Origin of the sequence: Pantoea sp. RIT-PI-b, from assembly GCF_001187905.1 — a bacterium.
Taxonomy (GTDB): Bacteria; Pseudomonadota; Gammaproteobacteria; order Enterobacterales; family Enterobacteriaceae; genus Pantoea; species Pantoea nemavictus.
In genome coordinates this window covers 1-18277 of record NZ_LGIS01000019.1, presented here as the reverse complement: position 1 = coordinate 18277, position 18277 = coordinate 1, and the positions used below count along the sequence as shown (strand labels likewise).

The 18277-nt window shown below is 54.3% G+C and carries 16 protein-coding genes and 2 tRNA genes; 7 read left to right on the top strand and 11 right to left on the bottom strand.

Annotation, left to right across the window (positions count from 1 at the left end; all coding sequences use genetic code 11):
- The first annotated feature begins 95 nt into the window (after positions 1–95).
- A complete protein-coding gene (locus AC790_RS12420) occupies positions 96–944 on the top strand; it encodes a PhzF family phenazine biosynthesis protein (RefSeq protein WP_049851976.1) in 849 nt (282 codons plus the stop codon).
- A 69-nt stretch (positions 945–1013) separates the two neighbouring features.
- On the opposite strand, the gene AC790_RS12415 is transcribed toward AC790_RS12420, so the two are convergent.
- Positions 1014–1772 (bottom strand): SDR family NAD(P)-dependent oxidoreductase, encoded by a 759-nt coding sequence (locus AC790_RS12415; RefSeq protein WP_049851975.1) that lies wholly within the window; start codon positions 1770–1772, stop codon positions 1014–1016.
- 115 nt (positions 1773–1887) lie between these two features.
- Between AC790_RS12415 and AC790_RS12410 the strand changes: the two genes are divergently transcribed.
- The 3 genes from AC790_RS12410 (at position 1888) to AC790_RS12400 (ending at position 5464) form a co-directional block, all read left to right on the top strand.
- Positions 1888–2787: a LysR family transcriptional regulator gene (locus AC790_RS12410; RefSeq protein ID WP_007888829.1), complete on the top strand. Its 900-nt coding sequence runs from the start codon at positions 1888–1890 to the stop codon at positions 2785–2787.
- Between the two features lie 45 nt (positions 2788–2832).
- Positions 2833–3840 carry an inner membrane protein YhjD gene (yhjD, locus tag AC790_RS12405; protein WP_007888827.1) on the top strand — a complete coding sequence of 336 codons (1008 nt, stop codon included), beginning with the start codon at positions 2833–2835 and terminating at the stop codon, positions 3838–3840.
- Positions 3841–4129: 289 nt separating this feature from the next.
- Positions 4130–5464: an MFS transporter gene (locus tag AC790_RS12400; RefSeq protein ID WP_049851974.1), complete on the top strand. Its 1335-nt coding sequence runs from the start codon at positions 4130–4132 to the stop codon at positions 5462–5464.
- A 255-nt stretch (positions 5465–5719) separates the two neighbouring features.
- Here the strand turns inward: AC790_RS12400 and ilvC are convergent, their stop codons facing one another.
- Positions 5720–7195, bottom strand: coding sequence for a ketol-acid reductoisomerase (ilvC, locus tag AC790_RS12395; RefSeq protein ID WP_007888825.1), 1476 nt, complete (start codon positions 7193–7195; stop codon positions 5720–5722).
- Positions 7196–7356: 161 nt separating this feature from the next.
- On the opposite strand from ilvC, the gene ilvY reads away from it, so the two are divergent.
- Entirely contained in the window at positions 7357–8238 is an 882-nt protein-coding gene (ilvY, locus tag AC790_RS12390) for an HTH-type transcriptional activator IlvY (protein ID WP_007888824.1), read from the top strand.
- Here ilvY and ilvA read toward each other — a convergent pair whose 3' ends face one another.
- From ilvA to ilvL, 6 genes are all read right to left on the bottom strand, one after another.
- Positions 8239–9786, bottom strand: coding sequence for a threonine ammonia-lyase, biosynthetic (gene ilvA / locus AC790_RS12385; protein ID WP_007888823.1), 1548 nt, complete (start codon positions 9784–9786; stop codon positions 8239–8241).
- A gap of 3 nt (positions 9787–9789) precedes the next feature.
- The gene (ilvD, locus tag AC790_RS12380) at positions 9790–11640 is read right to left on the bottom strand and encodes a dihydroxy-acid dehydratase (RefSeq protein WP_049851973.1); all 1851 of its coding nucleotides are present in this window, start codon (positions 11638–11640) and stop codon (positions 9790–9792) included.
- Positions 11641–11702: 62 nt separating this feature from the next.
- Positions 11703–12632, bottom strand: coding sequence for a branched-chain amino acid transaminase (locus AC790_RS12375; RefSeq protein ID WP_007888821.1), 930 nt, complete (start codon positions 12630–12632; stop codon positions 11703–11705).
- A 19-nt stretch (positions 12633–12651) separates the two neighbouring features.
- Positions 12652–12909 (bottom strand): acetolactate synthase 2 small subunit, encoded by a 258-nt coding sequence (ilvM, locus tag AC790_RS12370; RefSeq protein WP_007888814.1) that lies wholly within the window; start codon positions 12907–12909, stop codon positions 12652–12654.
- Positions 12906–14552, bottom strand: coding sequence for an acetolactate synthase 2 catalytic subunit (gene ilvG / locus AC790_RS12365; protein WP_049851972.1), 1647 nt, complete (start codon positions 14550–14552; stop codon positions 12906–12908). The genes ilvM and ilvG overlap by 4 nt, the downstream gene beginning before the upstream one ends.
- Before the next feature lie 149 nt (positions 14553–14701).
- On the bottom strand, positions 14702–14800 hold the full coding sequence (gene ilvL, locus AC790_RS24210; protein WP_071531048.1) for an ilv operon leader peptide: 99 nt from the start codon (positions 14798–14800) through the stop codon (positions 14702–14704).
- A 328-nt stretch (positions 14801–15128) separates the two neighbouring features.
- Here ilvL and AC790_RS12360 point away from each other — a divergent pair, with 328 nt between their 5' ends.
- Entirely contained in the window at positions 15129–16649 is a 1521-nt protein-coding gene (locus AC790_RS12360) for a YifB family Mg chelatase-like AAA ATPase (RefSeq protein ID WP_007888812.1), read from the top strand.
- Positions 16650–16679: 30 nt separating this feature from the next.
- Here the strand turns inward: AC790_RS12360 and AC790_RS12355 are convergent, their stop codons facing one another.
- Positions 16680–17018, bottom strand: a complete 339-nt coding sequence (locus AC790_RS12355; RefSeq protein ID WP_007888811.1) for a DUF413 domain-containing protein — start codon at positions 17016–17018, stop codon at positions 16680–16682.
- 121 nt (positions 17019–17139) lie between these two features.
- Here AC790_RS12355 and hdfR point away from each other — a divergent pair, with 121 nt between their 5' ends.
- Complete coding sequence (gene hdfR / locus AC790_RS12350; RefSeq protein ID WP_007888807.1) at positions 17140–17961, top strand: HTH-type transcriptional regulator HdfR; 822 nt, start codon at positions 17140–17142, stop codon at positions 17959–17961.
- Positions 17962–18067: 106 nt separating this feature from the next.
- On the opposite strand, the gene AC790_RS12345 is transcribed toward hdfR, so the two are convergent.
- A tRNA-Trp gene (locus tag AC790_RS12345) sits at positions 18068–18143 on the bottom strand.
- An 8-nt stretch (positions 18144–18151) separates the two neighbouring features.
- A tRNA-Asp gene (locus AC790_RS12340) sits at positions 18152–18228 on the bottom strand.
- Positions 18229–18277: the final 49 nt, after the last annotated feature.

Below are 18277 nucleotides of genomic sequence, written 5' to 3'. Positions count from 1 at the left end.
AATTCTTAATCTATTCATAGCCCTGATGCTGATCTTTCGCAATCGGCAGGATGTAAATCTGGATTTCAGACAACCTCAACGAGGAAGGAGTGACAATGAAGGTCGCATTTAAACAAGTGGATGTGTTTACCTCATCGGCGTTTAAAGGTAATCCGCTGGCGGTGATCATGGATGCACAGGGATTGAGTGATGCGCAGCTGGCAGCGATTGCGCGCTGGACCAACCTATCGGAAACCACCTTTGTGCTGCCGCCACAGGATCAGGCGGCGGATTACCGCGTGCGTATTTTTACCGTTGAAGGCGAACTGCCGTTTGCCGGTCATCCTACGCTCGGCACCGCGCATGCGCTGCTGGAAGCTGGTTGGCCGCTGAAAACGCCGGGCAAAATCGTGCAGGAGTGCGGCGTTGGTCTGGTGGAGGTGAAAATCAGCGATGATGGCGCGCTGGCTTTTGCTGCGCCCGCAGCCACCTTAACGCCCTTCAGCGATGCGTTGATGAGCAGTGCGTTAAACAGCGAAGCTTTCGATCTCAGCCAGACGCCGACCATCGTCGATATGGGCATTCGCTGGCTGCTGATTCCGCTGAGCAGCGCGCAGGCGGTGCTGGATGTGGTGCCGTCAGCCTCTGATTTACACCGTTTACATCAACATGCCGACGTTAACGGCACTGCGATTTTTGGCGCGCTGCCCTCGGGTGAGAATGAGCAGTATGAAGTGCGCGCGTTGCTGGTTGAGAACGGCAGTTTGACCGAAGATCCGGTCACCGGTAGCGCCAATGCCTGTCTGGCGCGCTACCTGGCGGCACAGGGCCAAACGCAAGATTACCGGGCGCGTCAGGGCAGCGCGATTCAGCGTGAAGGTCGGATTCAGGTGAGTTTTACGCATGAAGCGATCTGGATTGGTGGCCAAACCGTGACGGTGATTGACGGGACGATTACGTTGTAAGGTTGCCATTTATGGCAACCTGCTGGCGTCGCTGTTTAATGAGGTCGCCATGAATGGCGACCCTACGGATTACAGTGCCTGGCCGCCTGAGGCTTCAATGCGTTGTGCGGTAATCCAGCCGGTTTCATCGCTGAGAATCGCGCTAATCGCATCACCGATATCATCTGGCAAGCCGACACGGCCCAGCGCGGTAACCGAGGCAATATGATCGTTGAGATCTTTGGTATCACGCACGCGACCGCCGCCAAAGTCAGTTTCAATCGCGCCAGGTGCCAGAATGTTGACGCGAATATGGCGCTCGCCCAGCTCCTTCGCCTGATAACGGGTTAACACCTCCATCGCCCCTTTGATTGCGGCGTAAGTGCCCGAACCTGGCAGCGTCAATCGGGTTAAGCCGCTGGAGATATTCAGGATGCGTCCACCATCGATGATTAGCGGCAACAGTTTTTGCGTCAGGAAGAACGGCCCTTTGAAGTGCACATTCACCAGCGCATCAAACTCATCCTCTGTGGTCTCGGCAAAGAGCTTGTAGTGACCGTGGCCGGCGTTGTTCACTAAATAATCAAAGTTGTCGCGTTGCCAGGTTTTTTGCAGCGCCTCTTTCACCTGCGCCACGAAGTCATCGAACTTACCGGTGTCGCCAACATCCAGCTGCAGCGCCACCGCACGCGCGCCCAGCGCTTCAATCTCTTGCACCACCGCCTGTGCTTCATCCGCATGACCGCGATAGGTAAACAGGATATCGGTGCCTTTGGCGGCCAGTTTCAGCGCCCCATTCTTACCTAAACCGCGATTTCCGCCGGTAATCAATGCAATTTTATGACTCATGTTTCGCTCCAGTTGGAAAATTGAACACCGGATAAGGATATTCGCGAATAATTGATCTATAAACGCAGAGGAATACGCAGCACTGTTTCACTAACAACAACAATCGGTGCACAACATGGATAAAATTCACGCAATGCAGGTGTTTGTGCGGGTGGCCGAAATGGGCAGTTTTACCCGCGCGGCAGAAAGTCTGGGTTTACCGAAAGGCAGCGTATCGCGCCAGCTTCAGGCGCTGGAAAATCAAATGGGTACGCGCTTGCTGCATCGCACCACGCGCCGCGTGCATCTGACGCAGGATGGTTTGGTCTATTACGATCGCTGTCTCGATTTGTTGTCGATGCTCGACGACATGGACAGCCTGTTCCAGCACGATCCCGGCACCTTAAGCGGCAAGCTGCGGGTGGATATGTCGGTGGCGATGGCGACCGGCTTTGTGTTGCCGCGTCTGCCGGAGTTTTTGCAGCACTATCCTGGGCTCGAAATTGAGCTGAGCAGCAGCGACCGCCAGGTGGATGTGATTCGTGAAGGCTTTGACTGCGTGGTACGCGTGGGTGAGCTGAAAGATTCCGGCCTGATTGCGCGAAAAATTGGCTCGCACGCCTTGATTAACTGCGCCAGTGCCGACTACCTTTCCCGTTTCGGCATGCCGGTGCGGCTGGAAGATCTGTCGCAACACGCGATGGTGCATTACAGCCAGCAGCTTGGGCAGCCTTCGCAAGGTTTTGAGTATTTCGATGGCAAACAGTGTCATTACATTCAAACCGGTGGCGTGGTGACGGTAAACAGTACTGAAACCTATCGCGCCGCGTGTATGGCCGGGCTCGGCATTATTCAGGTGCCGGCGATTGGCGTACAGCCGCTGCTGGAATCAGGAAAGCTGGTTGAAGTGCTGCATCACTTCCCGGCTAAACCGATGCCGATCTCGCTGCTTTATCCGCATCGCCGTAACGTGGCGCGCCGCGTGCGGGTGTTTATGGAGTGGCTCAGCCAAGTCCTACAAGAGTATGTGACATAAGACGCTATAATTGTATTTTCGCAGTGAACAGGATAACTATCGTCTATGACGGACAAAACCCCTAAAGAGACAGCGGCTGAGGCAGAAACCAAGCCGCTGATTGATATTAAAACCGGCAATAAAACCGTGGATGGCTCAATCCAAAATGTGTCGCGCTTCGCCGCCTGGTTTCAGGCGATTCCGGCGGTGGCGCACTTTATGCGCGCGCTGGAGCGCTTTAACGATCGCCTCGGCAGCCAGTTTGGTGCAGCCATCACTTACTTCTCATTTCTCTCCCTGATACCGATTTTGATGGTCTCCTTTGCGGCGGTCGGCTTTGTGCTGGCGTCGAATCAGGATTTGCTCACCGAGTTGATCAACAAAATCGTTAACAGCATCAGCGATCCGACGCTGGCAACTACGCTGAAGAACACGGTGAATACCGCGATTCAGCAGCGTGCTACGGTGGGAATAACCGGTTTGCTGCTGGCGCTTTACTCCGGCATTAACTGGATGGGCAATCTGCGTGAAGCGGTGCGTGCCCAGTCGCGCGACGTCTGGGAACGTAAGCCAGACGATCAGGAGAAGTTTTGGAAGAAGTACGCGCGCGATCTGCTGTCGCTGCTCGGTTTGATGTTTGCGCTGGTGATTACGCTGTCGCTGACCTCGATTGCCGGTGCGGCGCAGGCGGCCATCGTTAATGCGCTGGGGCTAGAGGATATTGAGTGGCTGCGTCCGGCGATGACGGTGATTGCGCTGTCGATCTCCATCTTCGCTAACTATCTGCTGTTCCTGTGGATCTTCTGGATTTTGCCGCGCCACAAGCCACGTAAAAAAGCGCTGTTCCGCGGCACGCTGCTGGCGGCGATTGGCTTTGAGGTGATCAAGTTTGTTATGACGCTGACGCTGCCGAAGCTGGCAACCTCGCCGTCTGGCGCGGCTTTTGGTTCGGTGCTTGGCTTGATGGCGTTTTTCTACTTCTTTGCGCGTTTGACGCTGTTCTGCGCGGCGTGGATCGCTACTGCGAAATACAAAGATGATAAAGAGATGCCGCAGCCGCATCAGGCAAAATAAGCAGACGGGATTGTTACAAATGCCCTACTAGCTAAAAATGTTTCCTGCTGGCTATTTTTTCCGCAAAAACCAGCAGGAAACGCTGAAGGGTCACTTTAATTTGGCCCTTTTGCAGAGATTCCCGCCAAAAAAGTGACACTTCCCGTTCCCATCCGCCATTGATCGCTGCAACTCAGAAATTATCCACTTATTCGGCGAAAAAGCCCGGTCTGACGCGGTTTTTCGCCATTGAATGCCGCAAACCAGGTGCGTAAGATTCTCTGTCTACATTTACAATTAAGAAACACTTATGCAAGCCTCCATCACAGAAACACTCGACAAAAAACACGACGAAACGCCGGTTAATTCACGTGGCAAAGTGGTTGTGGCATCGCTGGTCGGCACTGCCATTGAGTTCTTCGATTTCTATATCTATGCCACCGCCGCGGTGATTATTTTCCCGCACATCTTCTTCCCGCAGGGCGATCCTACCGTCGCCACGCTACAGTCGCTGGCGACCTTCGCTATCGCCTTTGTTGCGCGTCCAATTGGTTCTGCCGTATTTGGCCACTTTGGCGACCGCGTCGGTCGTAAAGCCACACTGGTCGCATCGCTGCTGACTATGGGCGTTTCTACGGTGCTGATTGGTTTGCTGCCGAGCTATCAAACGATTGGTGTGGCTGCTCCGCTGCTGCTGGCGCTGGCACGTTTTGGTCAGGGTCTTGGCCTGGGCGGAGAATGGGGCGGTGCAGCCCTGCTGGCTACCGAGAATGCGCCGGCGAAGAAACGCGCGCTTTATGGTTCGTTCCCACAGCTTGGCGCGCCGATTGGCTTCTTCTTCGCTAACGGTACTTTCCTGCTGCTTTCCTGGCTGCTGACCGATGAGCAGTTCATGAACTGGGGCTGGCGCGTGCCGTTTATTCTCTCTGCGGTGCTGGTGTTGATTGGTCTGTATGTACGCGTTTCGCTGCATGAAAGCCCGGTGTTCGCCAAAGTGCAGAAAGAGAATAAGCAGGTGAAAATGCCGATTGGCACGCTGCTGAGCAAGCATATGACAGCGACGATTCTTGGCACCTTCATCATGCTGGCCACCTATACCTTGTTCTATATTATGACCGTCTACTCAATGAGCTACGGTACTGCGCCCGCGCCGGCCGGCCTTGGCTATTCGCGTAACAGCTTCCTGTGGATGCTGATGGTGGCGGTGATTGGTTTTGGTGTGATGGTACCGATTGCCGGTCTGATGGCCGATCGCTTTGGCCGTCGTAAAACCATGATCACCATTACGCTGATGATTATCGCCTTCGCACTGATGTTCCCAATGCTGCTGGGTTCCGGTTCTCAGGTGCTGGTGATGGGCTTCCTGATCCTGGGCTTAAGCATTATGGGGCTGACGTTTGGTCCAATGGGCGCGCTGCTGCCGGAGTTGTTCCCGACTGAAGTGCGCTATACCGGCGCGTCTTTCTCTTACAACTTGTCGTCGATTCTTGGTGCATCCGTGGCGCCGTATATCGCCACCTGGTTGAATGCGAACTACGGTTTGCAGGCGGTGGGTTTCTATTTGGCTTCAATGGCGGTGTTGACGCTGATCGCGCTGATTGCTTGTAAAGAGACGCGCAATCAGACGCTGTATGAAGCGGTGTGATTGAGCGGTGCTGTACTCTGGTTCGTATGTGCTTGCTGTCCCCCTCCCCGCAAGCGGGGGAAGGAGACGCTGCCACATGCAGCTTCAGAACTAACATATGGCAGCATCTTCCTCCCCCATTCATGGGGGAGGACCGAGGAGGGGCCGGGATGGGGGACAGCGAGTACATACATAGAGCAACAGCGAGCACTAATTAAAAAAAACCCCGGCAAGCCGGGGTTTCTTCATTCTGCTGAAAACTGTGTCGCGCGTGGCTTAGCCAGCGACAGCGATACGTTTCATGTCGGTCATGTAGCCACGCAGTTTGCGGCCTACTGATTCGATTGGATGCTGACGTACGGCTTCGTTGACGTCGCGCAGCTGTGCGTTATCAACCTGCGTGCCTTCAATCGCTTTGCCCAGATCGCCCGGCTGCAGCGTGGTCATGAACTCTTTCAGCAATGGAACCGCGGCGAAGGAGAACAGGTAGTTACCGTATTCTGCGGTATCAGAGATAACCACGTTCATTTCATACAGACGCTTACGGGCGATGGTGTTGGCAATCAGCGGCAGCTCGTGCAGTGATTCGTAGTAAGCCGACTCTTCGATGATGCCCGCATCAACCATGGTTTCGAAGGCCAGCTCAACGCCTGCTTTCACCATCGCAACCATTACAACACCTTTGTCGTAGTACTCCTGCTCTTCGATTTTGCCCTCAAACTGCGGCGCGTTTTCGAATGCCGTTGCGCCGGTCTCTTCACGCCAGGTCAGCAGGTTTTTGTCGTCGTTAGCCCAGTCCGCCATCATGCCTGAGGAGAATTCGCCAGAGATGATGTCATCCATGTGCTTCTGGAACAGCGGCGCCATGATGGTTTTCAGCTGCTCAGACAGCGCGTAAGCGCGGATTTTCGCCGGGTTAGACAGGCGATCCATCATCAGCGTGATGCCGCCGAACTTCAGTGATTCGGTGATGGTTTCCCAGCCGAACTGAATCAGTTTTTCGGTATAAGCCGCGTCGTGACCTTCAGCCACCAGCTTGTCGAAGCACAGCAGAGAACCGGCCTGCAGCATACCGCACAGGATAGTCTGCTCACCCATCAGGTCAGATTTCACTTCTGCAACGAAAGAAGATTCCAGCACGCCAGCACGGTCGCCGCCGGTGGCTGCAGCCCAGGCTTTCGCAATCGCCATGCCTTCGCCTTTTGGATCGTTCTCCGGGTGAACCGCGATCAGCGTCGGCACACCGAAACCGCGCTTGTACTCTTCACGCACTTCCGTACCTGGGCACTTCGGCGCCACCATAACTACGGTGATGTCTTTACGAATGGTTTCGCCCACTTCAACGATGTTGAAACCGTGCGAGTAACCCAGCGCAGCGCCATCTTTCATCAACGGCTGAACGGCCTGAACTACCGCTGAGTGCTGTTTGTCTGGCGTCAGGTTTACTACCAGATCGGCCTGCGGGATCAGATCTTCGTAAGTGCCGACTTTGAAACCGTTATCGGTCGCTTTGCGGAAAGAGGCACGCTTCTCAGCAATCGCTTCAGCACGCAGGGCATAGGCCACGTCGAGGCCAGAATCACGCATGTTCAGGCCCTGGTTCAGACCCTGAGCACCACAGCCAACGATGACCACTTTCTTGCCTTTCAGGAAGCTAGCGCCATCAGCGAATTCGTCGCGTGACATGAAACGACATTTGCCCAGCTGCGCTAACTGGTTGCGCAAATTCAGTGTGTTGAAGTAATTAGCCATGGGTACTCCGGTTAGATGTTGTGTTTGTTTTTGTTCAGTAACGGCGATGTGAACTACGCCGCGAATGACCCCATCATATGACAGGAAATCCGTTGCTTAAATTGATATATTAGCAAGGTCACATTGCAAAATTTGCAACACAACGTTGAGGCGATACGCGCATGGATTTACGAGACCTGAAGCTCTTCCTTCATCTGGCTGAAAGCTGCCACTTTGGCCGCACCGCACGCGCCATGCACGTCAGCCCATCGACCCTTTCACGCCAGATTCAGCGCCTGGAAGAGGATGTCGGTCACGCGCTGTTCCTGCGTGATAACCGCACCGTCACGCTGACCGAAGCCGGTGAGCGCCTGCGCCAGTTTGCGCAGCAGACGTTGCTGCAATATCAGCAGCTGCGCCATGTGATGGATCTAAACGGCCCGTCACTGAGCGGCGAGCTGCGCCTGTTCTGCTCGGTGACGGCCGCATACAGCCATCTGCCGCCGATTCTCGACCGCTTCCGCGCCGAACATCCGCAGGTAGAGATCAAACTCACCACCGGTGACGCCGCCGATGCGATTGAGATGGTGCAGTCCGGTGATGCCGATCTCGCCATTGCCGGTCGTCCCGAATCGCTGCCCGCCAGCATAGATTTTACGCCACTGGGGCTGATCCCGCTGGTGCTGATTGCCCCGGCGCTGCCTTGTCCGGTGCGCAGCCAGGCAACGCAGGACGAGCCTGATTGGGCGCAAATTCCGTTTATCCTGCCGGAACAAGGGCCTGCGCGCCGCGGTATTGATTTATGGTTCCGCCGCCAGCGCATCCCCAATCCGCAGATTTACGCCACGGTTTCGGGACACGAGGCGATTGTCTCGATGGTGGCGCTGGGTTGTGGCATTGCGCTGCTGCCGGATGTGGTGCTGGAGAACAGTCCGGAACCGGTGCGCAATCGCGTGTTAACGCTGGAGAATGTGGAATCTGTCGCGCCGCTGGAGCTTGGCGTGTGCGTACAAAAAAAGCGGCTCGGGGAGCCGCTTATCAATGCGTTCTGGCACCAGCTATGATTATTGCCCGGCGAGGAAGAAACGAAACGCCGGGTTGTTCGCTTCGTCGTGCCATTCGTAACCCAACGCGGTGAGATGGGTTTCGAAATCCGGCTCTTGCTCGTTAGCTTCAAAGGCCGCCAGTACCCGGCCGTAATCGGTGCCGTGACTGCGATAGTGGAACAGCGAGATATTCCAGTGTGCGCCGAGCGTCTGCAGGAACTTCAGCAGCGCGCCCGGTGCTTCCGGGAATTCAAAGCTAAACAGGCGTTCGCGCAGCGGCTTCGATGGACGTCCGCCCACCATGTAGCGCACGTGCAGCTTAGCCATCTCATCATCCGAGAGATCCACCACACGATAACCGGCTTCATTCAGCTGGCTGATGATCTCACTGCGCTCCTCCAGCCCGCGCGTCAAGCGCACGCCGACGAAAATGCAGGCGTTATCCGCATCCGCGTAGCGATAGTTGAACTCGGTGATCGAACGTCCGCCGATGGTTTGGCAAAACTTAAGGAAACTGCCTTGCTGCTCTGGAATCGTCACCGCCAGCAGCGCTTCACGCTGTTCACCCAGTTCGCAACGCTCAGAGACATAGCGCAAGCCGTGGAAGTTGACGTTAGCACCTGACAGTACGTGTGCCAGGCGCTCGCCTTTGATGTCATGCTGCTGGATATACTTCTTCATACCCGCCAGCGCCAGCGCACCCGAAGGTTCCGCTACCGCGCGCACATCTTCGAACAGGTCTTTTACTGCCGCACAAATCGCATCGCTATCCACCGTGATGATGTCGTCGAGATATTCACGACACAGGCGGAAGGTTTCATCACCAATGCGTTTGACCGCCACGCCCTCGGCAAACAAGCCGACGCGCGGCAAATCTACCGGCTCACCGGCCTCCAGCGCCGCCTTTAGGCAGGCTGAATCTTCCGACTCCACGGCGATCACTTTGATTTGTGGCATCAGCTGCTTGATCAACACGGCAACGCCCGCCGCTAGACCGCCGCCGCCAACCGGCACGAAGACGCGATCGAGATGCGCATCCTGTTGCAGCAGTTCCATCGCCAATGTGCCCTGTCCGGCGATGACCGCCGGATGGTCAAACGGCGGTACAAAGGTGTAACCCTGCTGTTCAGACAGCTCGATCGCCTTGGCTTTTGCCTCGTCGAAATTGGCCCCAAACAGATAAGCCTCACCGCCAAATGCGCGTACTGCATCAACCTTGATGTCTGCCGTGGCCAACGGCATCACAATCAGTGATTTGATGCCAAGCGTGCTGGCCGAGAGCGCCACGCCCTGCGCGTGGTTACCGGCCGAAGCCGTGACCACGCCGCGCGCTTTTTGCTCTTCATTCAGCCCGGCTATCATCGCGTACGCCCCGCGCAGCTTGAAGCTGTGCACCGGCTGACGATCTTCACGCTTCACCAAAATGGTGTTGCCAAGACGCGATGATATTTTTTCCATTTTCTGCAGCGGCGTCACCTGGGCAATTTCATACACCGGTGAGCGCAGCACGGCGCGCAAATATTCCGCGCCGTTTGGCGACGCGGGTAGCGGTTGAGACTCAGCCATCGGTTAGCCTCCCAGCTTGGACTTATCGCGCACCGCGCCTTTGTCAGCGCTGGTCGCGAGTGATGCATAGGCGCGCAGGGCAAAGGAGACTTCACGCACACGGCCGTGCGGCGTATAGGCCGCTTCGCCACGCGCCTGCTCTTCTTCACGACGGGCATGCAATTCGTTATCCGGCACCGCCAGTTTGATGCCACGGTTCGGGATATCGATTTCAATCATGTCGCCATCTTTCACCAGCGCAATGGTGCCGCCGCTCGCCGCTTCCGGAGAGGCGTGACCAATCGACAAACCGGAGGTGCCACCAGAGAAACGACCATCGGTGATCAATGCACAGCTTTTGCCGAGGCCCATCGATTTGAGATAGGTGGTTGGATAGAGCATTTCCTGCATGCCCGGCCCGCCTTTCGGCCCTTCGTAGCGGATAACCACCACGTCACCGGCCACCACTTTGCCGCCAAGAATCGCTTCAACCGCATCGTCCTGGCTTTCGTACACTTTGGCCGGGCCTGTAAAGGTGAGGATCTCTTTGTCTACGCCGGCGGTTTTTACGATACAGCCATCTTCTGCAATATTGCCGTAAAGGACTGCCAAGCCGCCATCTTGTGAGTAAGCGTGCTCGCGCGTACGAATACAGCCTTCGCTGCGATCGTCATCCAGCGTGTCCCAACGGCAATTCTGCGAAAATGCCTTGGTGGTACGAATACCGGCAGGACCGGCGCGGAACATATCCTTCACGGCCTGATCTTTGGTCAGCATGATGTCGTACTGATCGAGGGTTTCACGCATGCTCTGCTGCAGAATGTTGCGCGCGCTGGTGTCGATCAGACCGGCACGATCCAGCTCACCGAGAATGGCGATAACGCCACCCGCGCGGTGCACATCTTCCATATGATATTTCGGCGTACTTGGCGCCACTTTACACAGCTGAGGCACTTTACGAGACAAGCGATCGATATCAGAGATATTGAAGTCGATTTCGCCTTCCAGCGCTGCTGCCAGCAGGTGCAGAACGGTATTGGTGGAACCGCCCATAGCGATATCCAGCGTCATCGCATTCTCGAACGCCGCCTTGGTGGCGATGTTACGCGGCAGCATGTTCTCATCATCCTGCTCGTAATAGCGTTTGGTCAGGCTAACGATGCGCTTACCGGCATTAATGAACAGCTCTTTACGATCGGCGTGCGTTGCCAACAGTGAACCGTTACCCGGCTGCGACAAGCCCAGCGCTTCAGTCAGACAGTTCATGGAGTTGGCGGTGAACATCCCGGAACAGGAACCGCAGGTTGGACAAGCGGAACGTTCGATCTGATCGCTGTCGGCATCGCTGACGTTCGGGTTGGCACCCTGAATCATTGCGTCCACCAGATCCAGCTTGATGATTTGATCGGACAGTTTGGTTTTACCGGCTTCCATCGGGCCGCCAGAGACAAAGATCACCGGAATGTTGAGGCGCAGTGCCGCCATCAGCATGCCCGGGGTGATTTTGTCGCAGTTGGAGATACAGACCATGGCGTCGGCGCAGTGCGCGTTAACCATGTACTCCACAGAATCGGCAATTAGCTCACGTGAAGGCAGTGAATACAGCATGCCGCCATGACCCATGGCGATACCATCATCCACCGCAATGGTGTTGAACTCTTTAGCCACACCGCCTGCTGCTTCGATCTCCTCGGCAACCAGTTTGCCTAGATCGCGCAGGTGCACGTGGCCCGGTACGAATTGGGTGAATGAGTTGACCACGGCGATAATCGGCTTGCCGAAATCGTCGTCGGTCATTCCTGTCGCGCGCCACAGGGCACGGGCACCGGCCATGTTACGTCCATGGGTGGTGGTGGCGGAACGGTACTTAGGCATGCTCTATTTACTCCAGTAATAATAAGGTTGCGGGCGTCATCTGACACCCGCAAAAAAGCGCGTTATGCGTTAACCGGATCCAACCAGCCCCACTTGTCTTCCGTCTCGCCAGTAAACAGACCAAAGAATGCCTTCTGGATACGACCGGTGACCGGACCACGTTTACCTTCGCCGACCTGAATGCCGTCGACGCTGCGCACCGGAGTGATCTCCGCTGCAGTACCAGACATGAACACTTCGTCTGCCAGATACAGCGATTCGCGCGACAGCACCTGCTCACGCACTTCGATACCCATGTCTTGCGCCAGCTTGATGATGGCGTCACGCGTGATGCCCGGCAGCGCTGAAGAGGTGAACGGTGGCGTGAACAGAATGCCATCTTTCACTTCGAACAAGTTTTCGCCAGCACCTTCTGAAATATAGCCGTTGGTGTCGAGGGCGATACCTTCCTGATAGCCGTGGCGACGTGCTTCGCTACCCACCAGCAGCGAGGAGAGATAGTTACCACCCGCTTTTGCGGCGGTCGGCAAGGTGTTTGGTGCCACGCGGTTCCACGAAGAAACCATCGCGTCGATGCCGTTTTCCAGCGCTTCAGCGCCCAGGTAAGCACCCCATGGGAAGGCGGCGATGATTACATCGGTGGTGTAGCCATCTGGCGGGTTCACACCCAGACCCACGTCACCCACAAAGGCCAGCGGACGGATATAAGCGCTTTTCAGTTTGTTCACGCGGATCACTTCGCGGCACGCTTCCATCAGTTCATCAACGCTGGCTTTAATCGGGAAACGATAAATTTTGGCGGATTCATGCAGACGCTTCATGTGCTCACGGTGACGGAACACCACTGGGCCTTTGTGTGAGTCGTAGCAACGCACGCCTTCAAACACAGAAGTACCGTAATGCAGTGCATGAGACATCACGCTAACCTTGGCGTCTTCCCACTTAACCATCTCCCCATTGAACCAAATAAAGTCTGCTTTCTTCGTACTCATTGCTTTTTTCCTTTGGCGACTAAGCGCGGATTTGTTGTGTTGTCTGTTGTTGGATCTCGACGCAAGCGACATCCATAAGTTTGCTTAACTGCGAAGACAGTAAATCGACAGAGCGTTGGCTGGCAACGGTCATTTCGATATTAATGTTCCCGGCATTGACCGCGGAGGCCATATTCATCGCACACACCTGGAAGCCGCGGTGACGCACGACACGCAAAATGCGCTCCAATATTTCAGGACGAAAGCGGGCTTCGATAGACAATTGATGCTGATTCATGCGGTTCTCTCCATCATGTTTGCGTTGCTGGCACCCGGTGGTACCAATGGCCAGACGTTTTCATGCTCATCTATCGAAACATGCAGGAAGTAAGGACCTTCACTGTTCAGCAGAGCATCGAGGGCGGCGTCGACCTGATCTTTACGGCTAATGCGCTGGCCCGGAATATCAAAGGCGCTGGCCAGCGTAAGGAAATCGGGATTATCGGTAAGAATGGTCTCGCTATAGCGACCATCAAAGAACAGTTGCTGCCACTGGCGCACCATGCCCAGACGTTGGTTATCCAACAGCAGGATTTTCACCGGTAACTTGCCGCGCTTGATGGTGCCCAGCTCCTGAATGTTCATCATGATTGAGCCATCGCCGGACACGCAGATTACCGTATCTTTAGGACGCGCCACTTGCGCACCGATCGCCGCCGGCAGACCAAAGCCCATGGTGCCGAGGCCGCTAGAGGTAATGAAGTTTTCGGGGGCGGTGAAGCTCATGTGCTGAGCGGCCCACATCTGGTGCTGGCCCACATCGGTGGTCACCACGGCGCTATCTGCTTTACGATCGGACAACTGCTTCAGCAGCAACGGCGCGTAAATCGCTTCGCCTGGATGATCATAACGCCAGTCGAATTCGCTTTTCATCGCGCTCACTTCTTTGCGCCAGCCATCAATCTGCAGCGGCATACTGAGCGCAGGCAACACCTGATTCATATCGCCCTGCAACGAGACATGTGCACGACGCAGTTTGTTCAGCTCGGCAGGATCGATATCGATGTGAATGACGCTGGCATGAGGTGCAAAAGTATCCAGCTTGCCGGTGACGCGGTCGTCAAAGCGCGCGCCCACTGCAATCAGCAAATCACAGGATTGCACGGCGAGGTTGGCGGCTTTGGTGCCGTGCATGCCCAGCATACCCAGATAAAGATCGCTGCTGGCATCCGCGCTGCCGAGACCTTTCAGGGTGGAAACCATCGGAATACCCGTTTCCTGCGCCATGGCGCGCAGTGCTGGAACCGCCTGCGCCATTCCTACGCCACCACCGATATACAACATCGGTTTGTGGGACTGCGCCATTAAGGCTCGCGCCTCCGCGATATGTTGCGCGGAATGGCTCACTTCTTCTTCCACTGGCAGCAGGTGCGGCGTCAGTTCGCCATTGGCGACCTGAATGTCTTTCGGGATATCGACCAGCACCGGGCCAGGGCGACCAGACTGTGCAATGGCGAAGGCTTCGGCCATGACAGAAGGTAAATCATCAAGGGATTCAACGAGGAAACTGTGCTTGGTGCAGGCTAATGACAAACCGAGAACATCGATTTCCTGGAAGGCGTCGGTGCCGATGAAGGCGGAAGAGACCTGACCGGTAATCGCCACAACTGGGATTGAATCCATCATCGCATCCGCCAGCCCTGTAATCAGGTTGGTGGCACCTGGGCCCGAAGTCGCAATACATACGCCAGTCTTACCGGTTGCGCGGGCATAACCAATTGCCGCCATCACCGCACCTTGCTCATGACGGCACAGTAGGTGTTCCACGCCGCCATCGTAGAGCGCGTCGTACACTGGCATGATTGCGCCGCCAGGATAGCCAAACACTGTATCGACACCCTGCGCGCGTAAAGCCTGAACTACCCACTGTGCACCTGTCATGGTTATTCTCCTGTATTCCTTGGGGAACAACAGAATTTTATGCTACTGCTCATAATCTGTTCCTCGCTGATTCGCTGATATTTCATCTGGTTAAAAAAAAACCCCCGGACCTTTCGGTGCGGGGGTTTTTGGAATTCCAGACTTGATTTTTAAGCCTTTCTTTCTCCAAGCGATGCCCCGCACGGTGGGATAATAATCACCACCACGCTAATCACGACTAGGCTAATCACTTGTAGAAGGGCTTTCATGTGTAATTTGTTTTTTCGATTGTTCGAAGTAATACCTACAGAGTTACCATAGTTAGCATGATGTTGACAATAATTTTCATGGGATTTTTTTATAGCGACTTTGGCGCCTGTCCGTTATCACATTGTAAGTAAAAGGTTATTTACATTTGTGATAAATATTCATTACGCACGCGGCGTAATTTTCATTTGTGGTATGAGAGGCGGTTCCGAATTACAGCGAAACAACTGCAACTATTGCTGAACGTAAGGAGTCGAGGTCTGGAAATGTCGCGTTGGTATTTGATCGACCACATTAGGGCACAGATGATAAAGGCAACAAGGAGCTGTTATGTCTTTATCAAAAGTATTAACGCGGGCAGCGCTGGGTGTGCAGGCTCCGCTGGTGACGGTGGAAGTACATATCAGTAATGGCTTACCCGCCCTAACATTGGTTGGCCTGCCCGAAACCACGGTTAAAGAAGCCAGAGAACGGGTGCGCAGTGCGATTATCAACAGTGGATTCACCTTCCCGGCGAAACGCGTCACCATTAATCTTGCACCTGCCGATCTCCCTAAAGAAGGCGGACGCTATGACCTACCAATCGCTATCGCGATTCTGGCGGCCTCTGAGCAGCTTCCTGACGCAAAACTGGCGCAATATGAGTTCCTGGGCGAGTTAGCCCTCAACGGCGCGCTCTGTGGCGTTCAGGCTGCTATTCCGGCAGCCATGGCAGCATTGCAAGCAGGCCGACAAATGGTGTTAGCTGAACAGAATCAACAGGATGTAGGATTGATTCAGCAAGGCGAGACGTTGGTTGGCAAACATCTGGTCGAAATCTGCGCCTTTCTACATAACCAAACAACATTGACTGTCGCCCACTATCAACCCGATACGATTGAGCAGGGGAAGCAAGACCTCAGCGATATCATTGGTCAGGATCAAGGCCGGCGGGCGCTCGAGATTACAGCTGCGGGTGGGCATAATCTATTACTCATTGGACCGCCGGGCACCGGTAAGACGATGCTGGCGACGCGTCTGCCGGGAATCATGCCGCCGTTAGACGACCAGGAAGCGCTGGAGTGCGCCGCTATCGCCAGTCTGGTCAGCAGTGGCAATCTGCATCAACAGTGGCGTAAACGGCCGTTCAGAGCGCCTCACCACAGTGCTTCATTGTATGCGCTAGTGGGTGGCGGTTCACTACCACGCCCGGGAGAAATCTCCTTGGCGCACAACGGCGTGTTGTTCCTTGATGAACTGCCGGAGTTTGAGCGCAAAACGCTGGATGCGTTACGCGAACCCATTGAGTCAGGTGAGATTGCCATTTCGCGTACCCGCGCTAAAGTGACCTATCCAGCGCGCTTTCAATTAATTGGTGCAATGAATCCTAGCCCCACCGGGCATTATCAGGGCAACCACAATCGCTCTTCTCCACAACAGGTCTTGCGCTATCTCAATCGCCTTTCAGGACCTTTTCTTGACCGCTTTGATCTCTCGCTGGAAGTCCCTCTTCTCCCGAGCGGATCGTTAAGTAAGAAACATCAGGTCAGCGAAAGCAGCGCTGAGGTTTTGAGTCGCGTCCTTGTGGCCCGTGAGATCCAAACAGCGCGTAGTGGCAAGGTGAATGCCCACCTCTCTAACCCAGAGATTTTACGCTGGTGCCCGTTAAAGCAGCAGGATGCTGAATGGCTGGAAGGGGTATTGAATTCGTTGGGACTTTCAGTGCGTGCATGGCAGCGGATTCTAAAAGTGGCGAGAACAATTGCTGACTTAGCAGGTGAAGAGTCGATTCAGCGGGATCATTTGCAGGAAGCGGTGGGTTATCGCAGCATTGACCGTTTAATGATCTATCTACATAAAAATCTGGAATAAAAAACGGGGCTTATTTAAGCCCCGCTATTCTTAATCATCGCTATCGCTGAAATCTTCCACGGTGTCCATCTGCGGCTTCCCGCCAGACAACGTGTGGAAACGCTTAGGACGCTTGATACGTGCGGTATATTTCGACCATACGCGTTCAGCTTCCGTTTGCGGCTCACGAAGACCACGACATACTTCTAAAAATGAACGCTCTTCTTCTGTAGTGGGTTCACGCTTAGCGAGATCCAGTTCATTAAAGGCGTAACCGTGGCGCTCCAGAAGCTGAGCTTCTTTAATGGTGAAATCACCATGACGCGAAAAACCACGTGGGTAATGTTTGTTATCAAAGAAACGATTCGTTGTTGCGAAGCTATCCGCCATTTTACACGCTCCTGACTCTCATATGGCCGTGCTATTTATGGCGCGGAGTATTAGATAGGCTTGACAGAGTGTAAAACAAAACATTTAAATCAGTACGACAAACAATTTTTGGGAGAATGCAGTGGATACGGAATTACTGAAAACTTTCCTCGAAGTGAGCAGAACGCGTCATTTCGGGCGTGCTGCTGAAGCGCTTTACCTCACGCAATCTGCCGTTAGTTTTCGCATTCGTCAGCTGGAGAATCAGCTGGGCGTTAATCTTTTTACTCGTCACCGTAATAACATCCGGCTGACTTCGGCAGGTGAGCGTTTATTACCCTATGCCGAAAGCTTGATGAGTACGTGGTTGATGGCTAAAAAGGAAGTTTCGCACACACAGCAGCATCACGAGCTTTCAATAGGAGGCAGCGCATCCCTTTGGGAAGCCTATTTAACTCCTTGGTTACAAACACTTTATGAGAACAGAGAGAGCCTTCATCTTGAAGCACGGATTGCCCAACGACATCTATTGGTTAAGCAATTACATGAACGTCAGTTGGACTTGTTGATTACCACCGAAGCACCAAAGATGGATGAGTTAACCAGTCAGCAGATTGGCCATATCTCGCTCGCACTATTCCGAGCGCGGAAAACTGAGAAGCGTGAAAAGTATGATTACATTAAGCTGGAATGGGGCGCGGATTTTCATCAACATGAAAGTTATCTATCCAGCGATGATGTTCCAGTATTAACCACCACATCAGCACATGTTACGCGTGAATTACTGCATACCACGGGTGCGTGTGCATTTTTACCTGATTTCTGGCACGGAATTTATAGTGATTTGATGGTTATTCCAGATACACCAGTCGCTGTGCGACCGTTATATGCGGTGTGGCTGCAGAATAGCGATCAGCAGAGTCACATCCGCCAGCTGCTTAAATATCCGGTATTGGCACCATAAGATAATAAATGAGGAGAGTTTGAGTGGATCACAGTGAAACTCAAACTCATTTCACTGCTAAATTTTGGACAAAAAAAATCCTTTGCCGAAGCAAAGGATTATTTTCTGGCAGGGGCGGAGGGACTCGAACCCCCAACACCCGGTTTTGGAGACCGGTGCTCTACCAATTGAACTACGCCCCTAATTAGGGTGGCGGAACGGACGGGGCTCGAACCCGCGACCCCCTGCGTGACAGGCAGGTATTCTAACCAACTGAACTACCGCTCCACCGATTCTGTACTGACATCAGAAAATCGTTCTGATTTCAGGTGTTTCG